Source organism: Kineococcus radiotolerans SRS30216 = ATCC BAA-149 (assembly GCF_000017305.1).
Lineage (GTDB): Bacteria > Actinomycetota > Actinomycetes > Actinomycetales > Kineococcaceae > Kineococcus > Kineococcus radiotolerans.
The window spans coordinates 1,483,265-1,496,871 of the sequence record NC_009664.2 but is presented as its reverse complement, the minus strand read 5'-3'; the positions used below and the strand labels follow the sequence as shown (position 1 = coordinate 1,496,871).

At 74.5% G+C, this 13,607-nt stretch carries 17 protein-coding genes; 9 read left to right on the top strand and 8 right to left on the bottom strand.

What is annotated here, in order from left to right:
- Nucleotides 1–139 precede the first annotated feature (139 nt).
- Both KRAD_RS07175 and KRAD_RS07170 read left to right on the top strand, forming a co-directional pair.
- Nucleotides 140–1,018: an SDR family NAD(P)-dependent oxidoreductase gene (locus tag KRAD_RS07175; RefSeq protein WP_012084878.1), complete on the top strand. Its 879-nt coding sequence runs from the start codon at nt 140–142 to the stop codon at nt 1,016–1,018.
- A 163-nt stretch (nt 1,019–1,181) separates the two neighbouring features.
- Nucleotides 1,182–1,625, top strand: a complete 444-nt coding sequence (locus KRAD_RS07170; RefSeq protein ID WP_041291950.1) for a hypothetical protein — start codon at nt 1,182–1,184, stop codon at nt 1,623–1,625.
- Nucleotides 1,626–1,819: 194 nt separating this feature from the next.
- On the opposite strand, the gene KRAD_RS07165 is transcribed toward KRAD_RS07170, so the two are convergent.
- From KRAD_RS07165 to KRAD_RS07155, 3 genes are all read right to left on the bottom strand, one after another.
- Nucleotides 1,820–2,362, bottom strand: coding sequence for a DUF1801 domain-containing protein (locus KRAD_RS07165; protein WP_012084876.1), 543 nt, complete (start codon nt 2,360–2,362; stop codon nt 1,820–1,822).
- 188 nt (nt 2,363–2,550) lie between these two features.
- Nucleotides 2,551–3,024 carry an SRPBCC family protein gene (locus KRAD_RS07160; RefSeq protein ID WP_203417507.1) on the bottom strand — a complete coding sequence of 158 codons (474 nt, stop codon included), beginning with the start codon at nt 3,022–3,024 and terminating at the stop codon, nt 2,551–2,553.
- A gap of 132 nt (nt 3,025–3,156) precedes the next feature.
- Complete coding sequence (locus KRAD_RS07155; RefSeq protein ID WP_012084874.1) at nt 3,157–3,552, bottom strand: nuclear transport factor 2 family protein; 396 nt, start codon at nt 3,550–3,552, stop codon at nt 3,157–3,159.
- Between the two features lie 320 nt (nt 3,553–3,872).
- Between KRAD_RS07155 and KRAD_RS07150 the strand changes: the two genes are divergently transcribed.
- Nucleotides 3,873–4,817 carry a phosphotriesterase family protein gene (locus KRAD_RS07150; RefSeq protein WP_012084873.1) on the top strand — a complete coding sequence of 315 codons (945 nt, stop codon included), beginning with the start codon at nt 3,873–3,875 and terminating at the stop codon, nt 4,815–4,817.
- A 240-nt stretch (nt 4,818–5,057) separates the two neighbouring features.
- On the opposite strand, the gene KRAD_RS07145 is transcribed toward KRAD_RS07150, so the two are convergent.
- The 3 genes from KRAD_RS07145 to KRAD_RS07135 form a co-directional block, all read right to left on the bottom strand.
- Nucleotides 5,058–5,444: a VOC family protein gene (locus KRAD_RS07145; protein WP_012084872.1), complete on the bottom strand. Its 387-nt coding sequence runs from the start codon at nt 5,442–5,444 to the stop codon at nt 5,058–5,060.
- Between the two features lie 91 nt (nt 5,445–5,535).
- On the bottom strand, nt 5,536–6,141 hold the full coding sequence (locus tag KRAD_RS07140) for a hypothetical protein (protein ID WP_012084871.1): 606 nt from the start codon (nt 6,139–6,141) through the stop codon (nt 5,536–5,538).
- Nucleotides 6,138–6,881, bottom strand: coding sequence for an RNA polymerase sigma factor (locus KRAD_RS07135; protein WP_012084870.1), 744 nt, complete (start codon nt 6,879–6,881; stop codon nt 6,138–6,140). The genes KRAD_RS07140 and KRAD_RS07135 overlap by 4 nt, the downstream gene beginning before the upstream one ends.
- Nucleotides 6,882–7,057: 176 nt before the next feature.
- Between KRAD_RS07135 and KRAD_RS07130 the strand changes: the two genes are divergently transcribed.
- Nucleotides 7,058–7,330, top strand: a complete 273-nt coding sequence (locus tag KRAD_RS07130; RefSeq protein WP_157873524.1) for a hypothetical protein — start codon at nt 7,058–7,060, stop codon at nt 7,328–7,330.
- Nucleotides 7,331–7,389: 59 nt separating this feature from the next.
- Nucleotides 7,390–7,923, top strand: coding sequence for a cysteine hydrolase family protein (locus KRAD_RS07125; RefSeq protein ID WP_012084868.1), 534 nt, complete (start codon nt 7,390–7,392; stop codon nt 7,921–7,923).
- Between the two features lie 41 nt (nt 7,924–7,964).
- On the opposite strand, the gene KRAD_RS07120 is transcribed toward KRAD_RS07125, so the two are convergent.
- Nucleotides 7,965–8,681, bottom strand: a complete 717-nt coding sequence (locus KRAD_RS07120; protein ID WP_012084867.1) for an SDR family oxidoreductase — start codon at nt 8,679–8,681, stop codon at nt 7,965–7,967.
- Nucleotides 8,682–8,743: 62 nt separating this feature from the next.
- Here KRAD_RS07120 and KRAD_RS07115 point away from each other — a divergent pair, with 62 nt between their 5' ends.
- On the top strand, nt 8,744–9,496 hold the full coding sequence (locus tag KRAD_RS07115) for an SDR family NAD(P)-dependent oxidoreductase (RefSeq protein ID WP_012084866.1): 753 nt from the start codon (nt 8,744–8,746) through the stop codon (nt 9,494–9,496).
- Between the two features lie 49 nt (nt 9,497–9,545).
- A complete protein-coding gene (locus KRAD_RS07110; protein WP_012084865.1) occupies nt 9,546–10,727 on the top strand; it encodes an MFS transporter in 1,182 nt (393 codons plus the stop codon).
- Nucleotides 10,728–10,788: 61 nt separating this feature from the next.
- Here the strand turns inward: KRAD_RS07110 and KRAD_RS07105 are convergent, their stop codons facing one another.
- Nucleotides 10,789–11,718 (bottom strand): exopolyphosphatase, encoded by a 930-nt coding sequence (locus KRAD_RS07105; protein WP_041291949.1) that lies wholly within the window; start codon nt 11,716–11,718, stop codon nt 10,789–10,791.
- 203 nt (nt 11,719–11,921) lie between these two features.
- Between KRAD_RS07105 and KRAD_RS07100 the strand changes: the two genes are divergently transcribed.
- Nucleotides 11,922–12,248 carry an L-rhamnose mutarotase gene (locus KRAD_RS07100; protein WP_012084863.1) on the top strand — a complete coding sequence of 109 codons (327 nt, stop codon included), beginning with the start codon at nt 11,922–11,924 and terminating at the stop codon, nt 12,246–12,248.
- Between the two features lie 37 nt (nt 12,249–12,285).
- The gene (locus tag KRAD_RS07095) at nt 12,286–13,287 is read left to right on the top strand and encodes a LacI family DNA-binding transcriptional regulator (protein ID WP_012084862.1); all 1,002 of its coding nucleotides are present in this window, start codon (nt 12,286–12,288) and stop codon (nt 13,285–13,287) included.
- The last annotated feature ends 320 nt before the right edge of the window (nt 13,288–13,607 follow it).

Here is a 13,607-nt window from a genome sequence, read left to right as displayed (position 1 = left end):
GACTGCCGGTACACCTGCCAGCAGTGACTTCTCCACCCGTCGGCAGGGGAGTTGGCTGGGGGCACCCGCCACGTCCACGTGCGCTGCGCCACGTTCGAGCACCCAGGCGGGGTACCTGCACCCCTGACGGAGGAACGACATGACTGAGACGACGGCACCGAGCACCGTGACGGGCACTGAGCGCGCGGTGTGGCTGATCACCGGCGCCGGGCGGGGCATGGGCGTGGACATCACCCGCGCCGCGCTGGCCGCCGGGCACCGGGTCGTCGCCACCGGCCGCAGCGCGCACCGGGTCGCTGCGGTGCTGGGCGAGCACGAGGACCTGCTGGTCCTCTCCTTGGACATCACCGACGAGGCCGACGTCGCGGCGGCGGTGCAGGCGGCCACGGCGCGCTTCGGGCGCATCGACGTGCTGGTCAACAACGCGGGAAACTTCTACGCCGGGTTCTTCGAGGAGATCAGCCCCGCGCAGTTCCGCGCGCAGGTGGAGACCAACTTCTTCGGGCCCCTCAACGTCACCCGGGCGGTGCTGCCGGTCATGCGCGCCCAGCGCAGCGGGCACGTCATCACCTTCAGCTCCACCGCCGGGCTGGTGGGTCAGGAGTTCGTCGCCGCCTACTGCGCCTCGAAGTTCGCCCTGGAGGGGTGGATGGAGGCCCTGCGCTTCGACGTGGCGCCGTACGGGATCGACACCACCATCGTCGAGCCCGGTTTCTTCCGCACCGAACTGCTGGTCGAGGGTGCTTCGACGTCGTGGCCGGAGCTGTCCATCGCGGACTACGCCCAGCGCACCGCGGCGACGATCGAGGCGTGGAAGGGGATGAACGGCCGGCAGGGTGGGGACCCGGCCAAGCTCGCCGCCGCCTTGATGCAGGTCGCCGCGATGGAGCAGCCTCCGCTGCGCTGGGTCGCCGGCGCCGACGCGGTCGAGACCGCCACGGCCAAGGCGAAGACCCTCCTCGAGCAGGTCGAGGCCCACCGCGACCTGTCGAGCTCCCTGGCCCACGACGACGCCTGAGCGCCGCCACACCGCTGCGCGTGCCTGCCCGCGCCGACCGTGCCCGGATCGCGGGACGACCGTCATCTCACCCGCAGGGTTCTGAGGCCGCGACTCCGCGCCGCGCGGCACGAGGGTGAATCGGCTCGCGCCCGGCGTCCTGCGCCTTCCACACTGGTCGGTCGTGAGCGAGCCGATCATCGAGGTGGACCCCGCCCTGTTCGGGCCCAACCCCCGCGACCCGGATGGGGACACGCAGGACACGTCGCTGCAGGTGCGCGTCTCCACTGACCAGGCTGAACGTGCCGCGCACGCCCTGGCCTCGGTGGTGCCGCGCTTCTCCTTCGTCGTCGAGGACGGACGGGAGCTGGACGAGGAGGAGATGGAGCGCAACCACCTCCTGCCCCGGCCCCTGGACAGTCCCGGCTGGGTCAGCGACGTCTACCGCCACCCTGACGGTCCGTACGTCGTGATCGACAACAACGGCTACATGGCCCCCGAAGCCGGCCGCACCACCGCCGGCATCGTCGTGCAGGCCTTGAGGGAAGCCGGGGTCACCCGGGCGCGCCTGACTCCCTCGCCCGAGCACGACGGGGTCAACCTCGATGAGGTGTGGATCGAGACGTGAGGCGTCGAGCCTGACGAAGCGCTGCGAGCGGCGCGCGATCGGCGCCGTGGTGGCGATCCACCCGCGAGGCGGCACGACCGTGAACTCCCTCGGCGAGGTTCCCTTCCTCCTGCCCACGGCACGATGCGGGGACGACACCGGCCGGGCGAGTGCGGCGTGGTTCCCGCCTCGGCCGAGGTGCGGCGGCTCGGTGCTCAGTCCCCGGACGCGGTGACGGTCGTGGTGGCCTGCGCGACCAGTTCGGCGATCTGCTGCCACGCTCGTTCGGTCGCCTGGCTCGTCAACGCGTACGAGGTCGGCCACAGACCTCCGGTCTCGTCCAGGTGCGCCGCGGGGCTGAATCCGAAGGTCGAGTACCGCAACCCGTCCACCTGCCCGCTGCGGAAGAAGCACACGACTCTCCCCTCCCTGGCGTAACCGGGCTGCCCGTAGTACGGCTTCGGCGCCAGGTCCGGCGCCGCCGCGCTGACGACCTCGTGCACGCGCCGGGCCAGGGCGCGGTCCGCCTCCGGCATCTGAGCGATCTTCGCCAGCACGTCGGCCTCGTCAGCCGCCGCCTTGCGCGCCGCCTTCCCCCCGGCCTCGTCCCGTGCCGCCTCACCCGTGCTGCGGCTGCGTCGCGCCTCGGTCGTCAGTTCCGAGGCGCGGACCCTCATCGCGGCTCGTTCCTGCGCGGAGAACCCCGCCCCGGTGTCCGCGCCCGCGCCCGCGCCGACCGGTCTCGCTGCCGAACCCATCGTTGCTCTCCTCCTGTCGCCGTTGACCGCGACCCCTTCGACCGGGTCTGATCTCGACGCTAGAACCGGCCAGGGGAGCGGGGCTTCTCGGATCCTGATGGATGCGGTCGGCTCGGGACCGGGAGGTCGTGCGGCGTGGAGACCCGTCGCGCAGCGAGCCGTCGTGCGAGGACGCCGCCGGTCGTGGGTCAGGCGAGAGGCCTCCTACCTGCTTCGGCGGCCTGCCCGACGTGGGTCGCGCGGTGGCGCAGGAGGCGGCGCAGGTAGGGCGCGAGCACCAGGTGGGCGGCGACCTCGCCCAGGGCCCCCGCCGGTGCGGTGATGCTCATGCGGTCGGTCATGCGGGTTCCTCGCGTCCCGAGATCCTCGAAGAGGTGCTCGTGGTGCAGGGCGCGGAAGGGCCCGCGGATCTGCTCGTCGACGAAGCGGTGCGGGCGTTCGTGCGCGGTGATCCGGCTGGTCATCCGCCAGCGCAGTCCCAGGTGGCGGGCGTGGAGGGTGACTTCGTCGCCGAGGTGGAGCCGGCGCCGGCCGGTGCTGGTGGTGGCGGTCTCGCCGCTGCGGGCGAGGGAGGCGGTGTGGACGTCGACGTCGAGTTCCAGGTCGAAGACGACGGCGGGTGGGGCGGCGATGACGGTCACGACCTCGACGACCACGGGCACCCGCCCAGCGTAGGAGGCGACTGACGACCACCCGGTCGTCGGCAGGGGCGGACGTCGGCGGCCGGCCACGACGGCGCACCGGGTGCGGGATGACCGGGCGTCGCGTTCCCGGTGCCCCGCGGCCGCCTCGGGTCAGGTCACCGGTGTGCCCTGGTGGTAGACCACCTGCCACCCCTGCTCGCTGCGCCGCCAGACCGTCACTCGCCGGGTCACCCGTTGTCCCTGCCGGAGGGTGTAGGTGAGCAGGTAGGTGTCCGGGCCGAGCTGCCGGCAGTAGAAGCCCGACGTCCCCCACGGGTCCTCACCTCCCGCGGCGTACCGCTCCAGCAGGACCTCCTGCACGTGGGAACGGCTGTAGCGGTGTCCGGACGCGCCGACCTCGAAGAAGTCGGGGGCCATCTGCCGTTCCAGGTCCTCGGCGCCGGTACCCAACTCGGGGCGGTGGAAGATCGGCTCCTGCGCCTGCAGTTCCTCCAGGACGGGGAGCAGGGCGGCGTCGGTGGGCTCATCCGGGTCGAGGCTGGCCATGACCCCATGATCGTGGGGCGCCCGGCGTCGGGAGAAGGGGGTGGGTGCTGGGCAGCGATCATCCGCTTCTCGCCACGACCGCGACGTCGCGGAGGATGGGAGGTCGGGGGTCGGTCTCGTGACCGCGAGGTGGGTTCCGGGCCACCAACGCCGTCGCCCCGCGCAGATCCCGTCCGGACCCGGTGCGCTGCTCGACGGGAGCCTGCCGGTGCGCCGGGTCGGGACGCCGGTGTCCTCGCGGAGGGGCCGGACCGACGCGGCGGAACTCCTAGGATGTCGAGCCCTGGACCAGGGTCCACCCACCGCACCCGGGAGACGACGTGGCAGAGCCCCTCGACACCGCCGCACAGGCGCGACACCTGCACACGACGCTCGGTCCCCTCGGCGCCGGGGACGTGGGCCTCGTCCTGCCGCACGAGCACCTCCTCGTCGACTTCCGCCCCGCCGACTCCCCGGGTTTCGCCCAGGCCGACCCGGCCGAGTTCGCGTCGGTCGTGGAACCGCTGCTGGCCGGGGCTGCCGCGGCTGGGGTCACCGCGCTCGTCGAGTGCACGCCCCCCGGCCTCGGTCGGCGCGTCGACCTCGTCCTCGACGTGAGCCGCCGCACGGGCGTGCCCGTGGTGGTCGCGACCGGGGTCTACCGCGAACCGTGGGTGCCGGACTGGGTGTACGGCGCGAGCGACGACGAGCTCGAGGCGTGGATGCACCGCGAACTGACCGAGGGCGTCGACGGCTCCGGCGTCCTCGCCGGGTTCATCAAGATCTCCGCGGCCGAGGACGGCATCCGGCCGGTCGAGGAGCGCGTCGTGCGCGCGGCGGCCCGGGCCGCGGCCCGCACCGGGGCCCTCGTCGGATCCCACACCACGAACGGGGACGTCGTGCTGGGGCAGATCGACCTCGCCGTGGCCGAGGGGCTGGCGCCGGACCGCTTCCTCTCGATCCACACGCAGACCATCACCGACCCCGCTCTGCGGCAGGCGATCGTCGACCGCGGCGCGTGGATCGAGTTCGACGACGTCGGGCAGGGCGACGACACCCGGACGCTGGAGCTGGTGCTCGGCAGCCTCGAGGCGGGACAGGCCGGCCAGGTCCTGCTGTCCCACGACGCGGGGTGGTTCGACCCGGCCCTGCCGGGCGGCGGAACCCCCCGGCCGTTCACGGACCTGACCGGCTCGTTCCTGCCGGCGCTGCGGGCGGCGGGTGTCGACGCGGACGTGGTCGACGACCTCTGCGTCCGCAACCCGTTCCGCGCCTTCGCGCGGTAGCCACCACTCGCCGGAGGCGTACGACGTACCGGACAGCTGGTCGTCGCCGGTGCGGCCGGCGCAGGAACGGCTGACCACCGCACGAGATCGCTGACGAACCCACCGGCGCTCATCGCCACGTGCGGGTGATCGTCGTGCTCAGCCTGCACTCGCTCATCGTCACGAGCGTCGAACCGCGCCTGTGCACGATCGTGCGGTCACCGCGGGACGACCGGTACATCGCCGAGGGGCCGATGCGGCTCAGGTGGGTCCACGCTGATCGGCTCCGGCCGGCTGCCACAGCTGCAGCGGGTTGCCCTCGGGATCCTGCAACGAGGCGAAGCGACCGTTGGGGTAGACCTGAGGGTCGACGTCGACGACCACGCCGTTGCCCCGCAGTTGCTCGACCATGGCGTCGAGGTCGGCGACCCTGAAGTTCAGCGCCCAGGAGCGCCCTCCGCCCCCGAAGTGCTCGGAGTCGTGTCCCGTGGGCGCGAGCACCGTCGGGCCCGCTTCCTGCCACCACGAGGACACGTCGTAGGACTCGGGTGGTGGATCCACGCCGAGCTGGGTGCTGTACCACTGCGCCAGCGCCTCGGGGTCGCGGGCTGTGAAGAAGATGCCGCCGACACCGGTCACGCGCTGCACGCTGCCTCCTCCGGCCGGTTCCGAGTCCCGGGTCGATCCTGTCGCGTCTCGCCGCCGATGGGTAGGCCGCGCTCTCCGTCGGTCGTCCTCGTCAGGTGTTCGCGGGCAGGTCCACCGGCGTGCAGGGGGAGATCGGTCCTCGGGCGATGCCGTAGTCGACGGCCGCGCTGACCCCCGAGTCCGGGAGGGGCGTGACCGAGGCGGAGAGGACGAACGTCTCCCCGGCCCCGACCGCGCCGGCCGGGATGATCACCTCGAAGCGGTCGGCGCTGACGCTGAGGGACAGGCCGCGGGGGCTGTCGTCGACGTAGCGGCCGGGTCGGCAGGCCCGGCGGCTGGGCAGGTAGGTGATGTCGGCGGCGATGCCCTTCTCGCGCAAGGCGTCCTCGAGGGCTCCGGCGCCTTCGAGGCGGTTGACCTCCACCTTCACCTCCCCGCCGTTGCCGCCGGTGACGGCGTAGGCGGGCAGCGGGCGCGAGACCGTCACGACGGCCACGAGCGCCAGCCCCGCCGCGATCAGGCCACCTGCGGAGGTGAGGGCCAGCTTCGGCCGTCTCCAGATCGGGCGCCGAACCGGTGCACCCCCACCGGCGGGCCGGGGGTGGGTGAGCGGCGCGGTCGCCCGAGCCTGCTGGACCAGCAGGGCGCGCACGGCGGCGTGCCGGTCGCGGTCCATGCCGTCGAGGGTGGAGGTCATGACGGGTCCGTCTCCATCGGGCTGGTCGGGGTGGGGGTCGCGGCGCACGAGGTGGCGCGTGGGGTGCCGCGGCCGGTGGACGCCTCCGCGGCGGTGCTGGCCCGCAGTCGCGCCCGGGCTCGGGACAGGCGGGAGCGGACGGTGCCGATGGGCACGCCCAGGGCCACGGCGGCCGAGGCGTAGTTCAGGCCCTGCCACACGCACAGGGTGAGGACCTCCCGCTCCGCCGGGCGCAGCCGGGCGAAGGCGGCCTGCAGCTGGTCCAGGTGGCGTTGGTCGTCCAGGCGGGCGGCGACGTCGTCGGCGTGATCGGGGTGGGGTTCCGGGCGCGGCAGGCGGTCCAGGGCGGCGCGGTGGCGGCGGGTGGTGCGCCAGCGGCGTTGCAGGGTGCGCCCGGCGATGCCGTAGAGCCAGGGCAGGACCCTGTCGTCGACGAGCTCCACCTCGCCCCGTCGGCGCCAGGCTTCGAGGAAGACGACGGAGACGAGGTCGTCGGCGGCGTCGAGGGAGCCGGTGCGGCGGGCGCAGTAGCCGTGGACGGTGTCGCCGTGCCGGTCGAAGAGCACCCCGAAGCTGTCGGGGTCGCCGGCCACGGCGCGACGCCACAGCTCGGCGTCGCTGGTCTCCGCGTCGCTGATCCCGCCGTCGCTGGACCGGGCCGTCGGCTCGTCGCGGGCGTGGTCGTCCTCGTCGCCCGCCTCATCGCCTGGCGAGGGGGAGGTGCCCGTCGTGGTGCTCACACCCCCTCATGCCCGCAGCGGTCGTCGAGTTCCCGATCGGGTCGAACTCTCCCAGGCCCGGGATCGGGGCGGCTCCAGACCCGGGGTGCGGACCCGTCCTGCGGGAGGGCGCGAACCCGGACCACCGCACCCGCGTCCAGTCGAACGCGCGTTCGAAGGTGTGGGATGCTCCCCCCGTGTCCGGGGGTCAGTTGCGCAGGAACGGGCAGCGTCCGCTGGGTGCGGTGTTCCGGGAGGCCCTCGGCGGGGAACGGCCCGCGGTCCGGCACTGCTGGGTCCGCGCGGCCGACGGCAGCGCCGCGGACTGGCCCGGGGTGGTGGTCGCGTGGGTCAGGGGACCGGACGGGTGGCGCGGCCGGGTGGTCTACGTCGTCCCCGGCCCGGAACCGGTGGTCGTGGAGGCCTGGGTGGAGGCGGGGAACCTGCGCGCGGCGGGGCCGACCGGGTGACGGTGCCGGCCTCCCCGTCGGCGGGGAGCGCCCGGGTCCGCTGGGGTAGCGTCCGGGCCATGGCGCCCGATCCCTGGCTCGTCCTGGTCGACCTGCAGCGGATCTTCGGCGCGCCGGGCAGTCCGTGGGCCGCGCCGCGCTTCGACGCCGCGGCGGCGGTGTGCGCGGAACTCCTCGAGCGCCACGCCCCGCGGGTCGTCCTCACCCGCTTCGTGGCCCCGGCCGAACCGCGGGGGGCGTGGAAGCCGTACTACGAGCAGTTCCCCTTCGCCCTGGTCCCCGAGGACGATCCGCTGTACGACCTCGTGGACGGTTTCGCGGGCCGGGACCTGCCGGTCCTCACCCGCACGACGTTCGGCAAGTGGGGGCCGGAACTGGCGCAGGTCGTGGGCGACGCCCCGATCGTCGTCGGCGGGGTGTCCACCGACTGCTGCGTGCTCTCCACCGTCCTGCCGGCCGCGGACGACGGGGTCCCGGTGACGGTCGTGGCCGACGCCTGCGCCGGGGCGAGCGACGCCGACCACGAACGGGCCCTGGACGCGATGCGGTTGTACGCGCCGCTGGTCCGGGTCGTCACCTCCGCGGACCTCTAGCCGACCCGGGGACAGCCCCGGGGACGGCCCCGGGGAACCGGTCAGGCGGGCACGACGGGGGAGACGACGAGCTCGTCGATCCGCACGTGGGCGGGGGAGTCCAGGACGAAGCGGACCGTGCGGGCGATGTCCTCCGGGGTCAGCATCCGGGCCCGCGCCGCGGCGTCGGGGACGTTCGGGCGCTGGTCGAGGAAGTCGGTGGCCACGTCCCCGGGGCACAGGTGCGTCGCGCGGACCCCGGAGGCGGCCTCCTGGGCGTTGAGGGTCCGGACGAGGGAACCCAGCGCCGTCTTGCTCGCGGAGTAGGCCACCCCGGCGTTCGGGGAGAACGACCACCCCGCGTAGGAGGAGACGACGACCACGACCCCGCCGGCGGCGCGCAGGTCCGGCAGCGCGGCGTCCACGACGCCGGCCACCGCCCCGAGGTTGGTGGCCACGACGTCGTGGAAGACCCCGATCTCCTGGTCGTCCCAGCGTCGCCGCGGGCTGTTGAGGCCGGCGGCGAGGACGAGGCCGTCGATCCGGCCGAAGCGGTCCACGACGGCGGCGCGGGCGGCCGCGACGGCGGCCCCGTCGCGCACGTCCAGCGGGAGCGCGAGCGCCGTCCCGCCGGCGGCCTCGATCTCGGAGACGGTGTCCCGCAACGCGTCCGCGCGCCGCCCGCTGAGGACGACGGTCCAGCCGGCCTCGGCGGCGGCGAGCGCGCTCGCCCGCCCCATCCCGGAACCGGCGCCGGTGATCCAGAGCACTCGTTGCACGTGGGGCCTCCCGACCGTAGGTTTCCCGCGGAAGCGTACGGGCAACGGGACGGGGGGGGACCGTGCACCTCGACGTCGCGGGACGGGTGGTCGTCGTCACCGGAGCGGGGCGGGGGATCGGGCGCACCCTGGCCCGCCGGTTCGTCGCCGAGGGTTCGCGCGTGGTGGGCTTCGACCGCGCCTTCGAGCCCGGCGGTGGGTTCGAGGAGGTCGTCTGCGACGTCACCGATCCCGCGTCGGTGGCGGCCGCCGTCGAGGCGGTGGTGCAGCGGTGGGGGACGATCGACGTCCTGGTGAACAACGCCGGCGTGAACGTCGACGGGCGGGTCGCCGACCTCACCTGGGACGGCTGGCGGCGCTGCTTCGACGTCAACGTGGGCGGGGTGTTCCTCGTCAGCCAGGCCGTCGCCGAGGTCATGAAGCGCACCCGGCGCGGCCGCATCCTCAACGCCGCGTCGTTCGCGGCCATCGTCCCCAGCGTCGGCAGCGCCGCCTACGCCGCGTCCAAGGCGGCCGTCGTCCAGTTCACCCGCGTCCTGGCCTCCGAGCTCGGGCCGTGGGACGTCACCGTCAACGCCTACGCGCCGGGCATGGTGCCCACCGCGATGAACGGTTTCGCCGACCTCCCCCCGGAGCGGGCGGACGAGCTCCTGGACACGCTGTCGCTGCGGCGCTGGGGGAGCGCCGACGACGTCGCCGACCTGCTGGTGTTCCTGGCCAGCGACGCCGCGGGGTACATCACGGGCACCCTCGTCGACGTCTCCGGCGGCAAGCTGGCCACCCAGATCCCGCGACGGGCCCGCGAGGCGCCCTGACGGGGGTGGCGCGGGCGGGGTCGCTCCGCCCGTCTGGGATCGTCGCCGGATGCCGAACCCCGGGTCGCCGCGCGAGGTCCCCTGGCGCTCGCTGGCCGCGGTCTACGCGCCCGCCGCGCTGTTCAGCACCGGTCAGGGAGCGCTGCTGCCGGTCCTGCCGCTGACCGCGCGCGACCTCGGGGCCTCGGTCGCGGTGTCGGCGTCCCTCGTCGCGCTGCTGGGGGTGGGGCAGGTCGCCGGGGCCCTGCCGGCCGGGGCGCTGGTCACCCGGGTCGGTGAGCAGCGGGCGATGCTGCTGGCCGCGCTCGTCTCCGCCCTCGCCCTGGCCGGGGTGGTGCTCGCCCCCGGCGAGGCCCTCCTCGCCGGCTGCGTCCTCGCCCTCGGCCTCGCGGCGGCGGTCTGGAGCCTGGCGCGGCAGTCCTTCCTGACCGCGGCGGCCCCGGTCCACCTGCGGGCGCGGGCGCTGTCGACCCTCGGCGGCGTCGGCCGCATCGGCACCTTCGCCGGGCCGTTCGCCGGCGCCGGCGGCAGCGCGCTGCTGGGGCTGCGCGGCGCCTACGTCGTCGCCGGGATCGCCGTCCTGCTCGCCGCGGCCGCCGTCGTCATGCTCCCGGACCCCGGGGCCGGGCGTCCCGCGGCGGGGCCGGCCCCGACGACGCGCGAGGTCCTGCGCTCCCACGCCCGCCTGCTGGCGACCCTGGGGGTGGCGGCCCTCGCCGTGCAGGCCGTGCGGCAGTCCCGCCAGACCGTCCTGCCCCTGTGGTGCGAGCACGTCGGCCTCGACGCCACGACCACGAGCCTCGTCGCGGGGGTGTCGGGGGCGGTGGACATGCTGCTGTTCTACCCGGCGGGCTCGGTGATGGACCGCCTCGGGCGGGCGGCGGTCGGGGTCCCCTCGATGCTCGTCCTGGCCCTGGGGCACGTCCTGCTGCCGTTCGCGCACACGGCCTGGACGGTGGCCGCGGTGGGGGTCGTCCTGGGGTTCGGCAACGGCATGGGCGCGGGTCTCGTGATGACCCTGGGCGCCGACGCCGCACCCCCCGGCGGGCGGGCGGTGTTCCTCGGGGTCTGGCGGCTGGTGACGGACGCGGGGGCCGCGTCGGGACCGCTGCTCGTGGGGGCGCTGGCCGGCGCGGGCAGCCTCGTCCTGGCCACCGGGGGCGTCGCGGTGCTCGCGCTCGCGGCCGCCGCGGGGCTGTTCGCGTTCGTGCCGCGCGGCCGGAACCCGTGAGCGCCACCGCGGCCGGCCCGGCGGTGCCCACCGGGCCGGTCACCGCCCACCGGGCGGGTGGTCAGCGCTCGGTGCGCAGCTTCCCCACCAGTTCGGCCAGGACGCGCTCGGAGTCCTCGTGGGGGACCTGGCAGGTCCCCGCGGCCAGGTGGCCACCGCCGCCGTGCTGCAGGCAGACGCCGCCGACGTCGACGGGGGAGGTGCGGTCGACGATGGACTTCCCGATCGCGAACACGGTGTTCTGCTTGGCCCGGCCCCACAGGACGTGCATCGAGACCCGGGCCTGCGGGTACAGCGCGTAGACGAAGAACCGGTTGCCGGCGTGGATCGTCTCCTCCTCGCGCAGGTCCAGCACCGCCACGTCGCCGTGCAGGGTCGTGACCCGCCGCAGCTGGGCCTCGAACAGCTCGGCCTGGGCGTGGAAGAGCTCGACGCGCTCGGCGACGTCGGGCAGGGCGAGGATCTCCTCGACGTCCTGGTGCTCGATGCAGGCGTCGATGAGCTGCATCATGAGCTGGTAGTTGGAGATCCGGAAGTCGCGGAAGCGGCCCAGGCCGGTGCGCGAGTCCATGAGGAAGTTCAGCAGCGTCCAGCCGGTCGGGCGCAGGATCTCCTCGACGGAGTACTGGGCGGAGTCGGCCTGGTCGACGGCCCGCATCAGCTCGTCGGAGATCTTCGGGAACCGGTCGGCCCCGCCGTAGTGGTCGAACACCACGCGGGCGGCCGACGGCGCGTCGGCGTCGATGACGTGGTTGGGGCGCTCGCCGTTGCGCAGCGTCTCGGAGTGGTGGTGGTCGAAGACGAGGTGCGCCCGCGGGTCGTAGGGCAGGTTCGTGAGGATGTCGCGGCCGCTGATCTCGACGACCCCGTCCTGGACGTCCTTGGGGTGCACGAAGGTGATCTCGTCGACGAGGTCGAGCTGGCGCAGCAGGACCGCGCAGACCAGCCCGTCGAAGTCGCTGCGGGTCACGAGGCGGAAGGTTTCGCTCACACCCGGGTGATCGGCGCTCACGAGGTCGATCTTGACGCCGGTGGGCCCCGGTGTCGCCCGGACGGGTGTCCGGGAGGGGGCCGGGCAGGGCCGGGCGGGGCTCCCGGGGGTCCCTTGACGCCGCCGGGAGCGGGCGCCAGACTCGGCCCGGCCAGGTTGAATCGTGTCAAAGCCGGTCGGCGCCGACCGTCGAGGAGAACCCCGTGAGCGAACGAGCCTGCTTCCTGCTGCACCTGCGGCCGGAGCTGGTGGCGGAGTACCTGGAGGTCCACCGCGAGGTGTGGCCGGAGGTCCTCGAGGCGCTGACCCGCAGCGGGTGGCGCGACTACTCGCTCTTCCTGCGCGCCGAGGACGGCCTCGTCGTGGGCTACTGCGAGACCGACGACTTCGCCGCGGCCACCGCGGCCATGGACCGCGAGGACGTCTCGGCGCGGTGGGAGGCGACGATGTCGAAGTACTTCCGGCCCGCCCCCGGCGACGGGAGCGACCGCCCCCGGGAGCGGCTCGTGGAGTACTTCCACCTGGACTGAGCGGCGGGCGGCCGAGGGGGAGTGGGATCCTGCGCCGATGGCGACGGTCAAGGAGGTCGCCCGGCGGGCCGGGGTGTCGCTGGGGACGGTCAGCAACGTCCTCAACCGGCCCGAGGTGGTCTCCGAGGCGTTGCGCACCCGGGTGCAGGACGCGATCGCCGAGCTCGGGTTCGTCCGCAACGAGTCCGCCCGCCAGCTGCGCGCGGGGGTGAGCCGGACGATCGCCGTGGTCGTCCTCGACGTGGCGAACCCGTTCTTCACCGACGTCATCGCCGGGGCGGAAGAGGTCGCCGAGCGCCACGACTCCCTCGTGGTGATGTGCAACAGCGGCGGTTCCGCCGACCGGGAGGCGCGCCACCTGCGCCGGCTGGACCAGCAGCGCGTCCTCGGCGTCCTGCTCACCCCCGTGCACGACGCGCCCAGCCCCGTCCTGTCGGAGGTGCGCGAGCACGGGACGCCCGTCGTGCTCGTCGACCGCGGCGCGGCCACGACGGGGCAGTCCTCGGTGGCCGTCGACGACGTCCTGGGCGGCCGGCTGGCCGGGGAGCACCTCGTCGGCGCCGGGCACCGGCGCCTCGCCTACGTGGGGTCCTCGACCCCGCTGCGGCAGGTCGAGGAGCGCCTGCGCGGGGTGCGCGAGGCGGTGGGGGCGGCGGGGACGGTCGAGGTGGTCGACGCCGGCGGCCTCTCGGTGCGGGACGGTTCGCAGGCCGCCGCCCGGATCCTCGCCGCACCGGCCGGGGAGCGGGCCAGCGCGGTGTTCTGCGCCAACGACCTCCTGGCCCTCGGGGTGCTCAACGAGTGCGTGCGCCGCGGGGTCCGGGTGCCCGAGGAGCTCGCCCTCGTCGGGTACGACGACATCGGGTTCGCCGCCACCGCGAGCGTCCCGCTGACCTCGGTGCGCCAGCCGCGGGAGCTGCTGGGACGCACCGCGGTGGAGCTCCTGCTCGCCCAGGTCGAGGGCGCGCCCGCGCAGCAGGTCGTCTTCGAGCCCGAGCTCGTCGTCCGCCGCTCCACCGGGCGCCACCCCGCCCCCTGAGGCCCCCGCCGCCCGCGCGGGACCCGGGGAGGGCGGGCGGGGAGCCGGCCCCGCCGCGGCACAGCATCTGGGGGTGGACCGGCCCCTGGGACCCCAGGTGTTGTGGACGGAGGTGTGGACGAGGTGGGGACCGGCCGCGATCCCCCTGTGGAGGACACGCCGACGCGACACGACACGCCGAACACGCTGAGTCACGACTACTGACGACGGGTGGCCGCCAGGGGGGTGACGACGGGGCAGAACCGCAGGTCAGGGGCTTGCCGCGCTCAGGTGGCGCCCGGCCGGGTCCGATGGGTGAATGACATCCTTGTCACACACCA